The organism is Kytococcus sp. HMSC28H12, assembly GCF_001816045.1.
Lineage (GTDB): Bacteria > Actinomycetota > Actinomycetes > Actinomycetales > Dermatophilaceae > Kytococcus > Kytococcus schroeteri.
On record NZ_KV824526.1, the window covers coordinates 1 to 622 of the forward strand.

At 78.1% G+C, this 622-nt stretch carries 2 protein-coding genes; both read right to left on the reverse strand.

Annotated features, from left to right (window positions below):
• Positions 1 to 262 (reverse strand): AAA family ATPase (locus HMPREF3099_RS07665; protein WP_141762060.1); only part of this gene is annotated, 262 nt, incomplete at its 3' end.
• On the reverse strand, positions 259 to 622 hold a 364-nt coding region (locus tag HMPREF3099_RS12415; protein ID WP_371327523.1), incomplete at its 5' end, for an aminotransferase class I/II-fold pyridoxal phosphate-dependent enzyme. The genes HMPREF3099_RS07665 and HMPREF3099_RS12415, both read right to left, overlap by 4 nt.

A 622-nucleotide genomic window follows, 5' to 3' on the forward strand; every position in this document is an offset into this window, starting at 1 on the left:
TCGCCGGCGCCAGCGGCTCGGGCAGCCGCACCCCCTCGGAGGTGGTGAGGCCGACCGGCGCCCCGAGCATCCGCCGGACGGTCTGCACGTCGCCCTCCTCGTCCGCGGCCACGCCGGTCTGGGTGGGCTTGTGCAGGTGCACCCGCTGCCCGTCGGCCAGCAGCCGGGCGCACAGCGCCGCGGTGACCACGGTCTTGCCCACGTCGGTGTCCGTACCTGTCACCACCACCACACGGACCACCCCCGGGGCCTGCCCGCTCATGCGCCCGCCTCCGGCAGCGCCCGCTCGAGCGCGCTCTCCGGCACCGGCCCCAGGACCGACTCCAGGACGGCCGTACCGCGCTCGAGCGCGGCGTCGTCCAGCCCTGCCGAGGCCGTCACCCGCAGGCGGGAGACCCCATCTGGCACCGACGGCGGCCGGAAGCACCCGACGGCCACCCCCTGCTCCTGGCAGGCGGCCTGCCAGGCCAGGGCCGTGGCGGCGTCCGGGGCGGGTCGGGCCATCACCGCCCCGGGCGGTGCCTCGACCCCCAGGGCACCGGCCAGGCGGTCGCGCACCCGGTGCAGCCGCTCCACCCGCTCGGGTTCGTCGGCCAAGACGCCGAGCGCGGAGAGGGCCGCA